At 62.4% G+C, this 2,838-nt stretch carries 1 protein-coding gene; it reads right to left on the bottom strand.

Annotated features, from left to right (window positions below; all coding sequences use genetic code 11):
* On the bottom strand, nt 1-2,838 hold a 2,838-nt coding region (locus FJ960_RS29345), incomplete at both ends, for a VCBS domain-containing protein (RefSeq protein ID WP_210243303.1).

The following is a 2,838-nucleotide window of genomic DNA, read 5'->3' as shown; positions in this document are numbered from 1 at the left end:
CCGGCGACCGTGCCGATGGTCAGGCCCGACACGTTCTCCGCATGGCTGGCAAGCACGCCGTCATTGACCGCCACCGGTCCATCATCATTGATGGCGATCGACAGCGTCGAGTTCGATGCACTGCCATCCTCGTCGGTGACGATAACGCCATAGTTGGCGAAAAGCTGGTCAGCTGCGCCGGTGATCCCCACGCCCGGATGCGCAACGTTGTCGGTCAGCGTGAAGCTATAGGTGACCGTGCCACCGGCGTTTGTTCCGCTGAAGCCCGTGATCGTGAGTGTGCCATAGGTCGGGCCGCCGGCAATGACGACCGGAACCGAACCGGAATTGGCCAGATTGGCGTAGCTGATGATGGTCGTGCCGACCTGCAGCGATCCCAGACCATCGGGCGAGGTGAAGGCGAATGTGCCGACGGCGGTTTCCGAATGGTCGGAATTGTTGTTTGGATTGCTGTCGGACAATTCTCCCGACCCTGCGGGATTGGATCCGTGTGGCGGCAGTCCCTTCTCGTCGACCGTCGCGTCGCCGCCATCCGCCTGAGGCGTCAGGCCTGAAATGGTGGTGATGTCATCGGCGCCGTTGACGGTGATCGTCAGGGACGCCGGCGAAGTGTCGCCGTCGCCGTCCGTCACGGTGTAGCCGAAGCTTTCGCTCAGGCTCTGGCCCGCGGAGAGACCCTGGACAGCGGCATAGGCAGCCGGATTCTGAGCCTGCGTATAGAGCACATAGCTGTAACTGCCGTCGGCGCCAACTGTCAGCTGGCCGTAAATCCCGTTGACGTGGTTGGTGACAGCGCCATCCCAGGCGATCGCGCCGAAGCCGTCGCTGCCAAGATGGTCGGCGTGGCCGTCGGTGATATTGGCGTCGCTGCCGCCGGTGCCGGTAACGACATTGCCGTCAGCCGTCGTCGGTCCGTCCTCGGTCACCGAATCCTGATCATTGACGGCCGCCGGGCCGTCATCCTGGAATTCGACGCTCAGGGCGACATGGGAAACGGCGGTGGTCGAATCGCCGTCGAAATCGGTGATCGTCGCCTTGACGTGCAGATCGGCGGCGACGGTCGCGATGTCGTCGAAGGCAGCCGCACTGCCGCCATCGATGCTGTGCGCGATCGGTTGATACTGGCCGATCCAGACCGCGCCGGTCGGGTCGACATAGACCTTGAATACGTCGACGCCGTTGGCCGACCCCACGAGAACGCCGTCGGCGTTCGTCGAGAGCAGTATTGTGGCGCCACCGATCGTCTTCAGTCCGGAATCGACATTGACGAGCGCATTTCCGTTGGCATCGGTCACCGCGAAGGAGAACGTGGCATTTTCGTCGGCGCCGACCGAGGCGTTGAAGAGCCCGAGCGCGCTTGCTGACGATTTCGCATAGCCGAGCGCGTCAGCCTCCTGGACCAGAGCCGGCGGGGGCAGGGCTGTATCGTTGGCCGGATTGGGGTCGGCGGAATTGTTGACGCCGGCGGATTCGTCATGGCTGACCCGGAAGACCTCGGTCTGTGTGGTGACGGTCGTGATCTTCGCCTCGATGCCGAAGATCTTGAACGGATTCCCGCCGCTCAAGGTGGCATCGGTGCCGCCCGCATTGGAATCGAACGTGAAGTTGTTGTAGTTGCCCACCTTGAGCTGGTCGAATGGGGTGCTGCCCACGACTTCCACGGTAGCGCCATCCGGTACCCCGGCGAAGGCGTAGCCGACCTGCACGCCGCCTTCGAAGACGGCGGTGCCGGCTGTGAGCACGCCATTGACCGTCACGGTGAACGGCTCGAACACGCCGCCATCCTTAGCGCCGATGAACAGGACCGCACTCTCGATGCCCTTGGCTTCGGCGACGTCTATGGTGAAGGCGACGGATGACACATCATAGGAACCGCTATCGGTGATGATCGGCGGATTTGGATTGTCGGCCGTGACCACGAGGTTTTTGACGAAATCCATGGTCAGGATTTCAGGTCCGGTCTCACCTGGATGGGTCTCGTATCCATCGATGATCTGGCCGTCGCCGACGCCGATCTTGGTGCCGGTGGTGTTGACGGAATTGTCGCCCTCGTTGACGTCGACGCCGGACAGCTTGATGTCGTGATTTCCGGCGCCGTCCATGCCGCGAACATCGGTGTTACCGGCCTGCAGCGTGTAGACGATCGTTTCCGTGGTGGTGGTCGTCGTGGTGGCGGCATCCCGCGCGGTGATCTGCGGAACATCGTCGAGCACCTGGACCTTGAACGTGCCGACCGCCAGTTCGACGGTGTCGCCATCGCCATCCTTGGCAATGATGAATGACGAAAAATCGATGCCGCCATTCGCAAGCGTGTTTTCCGTATTGTCACCCACGGCGCCGTTCAGCGTCGGATGGTCGATCTGATCGATCAGCGTGAAGACGTATGAGCCGTCGGCGCCGACAGTCAGCGTAAACACCGGTCTGTCCGTGCCCGCCTGGTAGCCGGCTCCGCCGCCGATATCGACATAGCCGGTGAGCGTGGTGCCGTCGGAGACAATCAGGACATCTGCGCCCTTCGAGTCGATGCCGGAGTCGGAAGGAGCAGCTTGCGTGACCAGCCCAAAGGCCGATGTCGGGTTCGGACCGTCCGCACCGAAATCGACGAGAAGATTCAAGGCACCGGCGGCGCCTGTGGCAATGGCCGAGTTGGTCCCGGCTACTTCGCCGTCGGGCTGGGGATTGTCGACATTGCCGACAGACTGGGCATTGTGGAGGCCGTCCTCATCGACATTTGCCGTGAGCTGGGCCGTGCCGATGGCTTTCGGCACATCGTCGATGATGTTGACGGTGATGGTGCCCGTGGTGGAATTGCCGACGCTGTCGGTGACCGTATAGGTG

Source organism: Mesorhizobium sp. B2-3-11, assembly GCF_006442215.1.
GTDB classification, from domain to species: domain Bacteria; phylum Pseudomonadota; class Alphaproteobacteria; order Rhizobiales; family Rhizobiaceae; genus Mesorhizobium; species Mesorhizobium salmacidum.
Note: the sequence above shows the minus strand (reverse complement) of the source record. Positions and strands in the feature narration are given on the sequence as shown.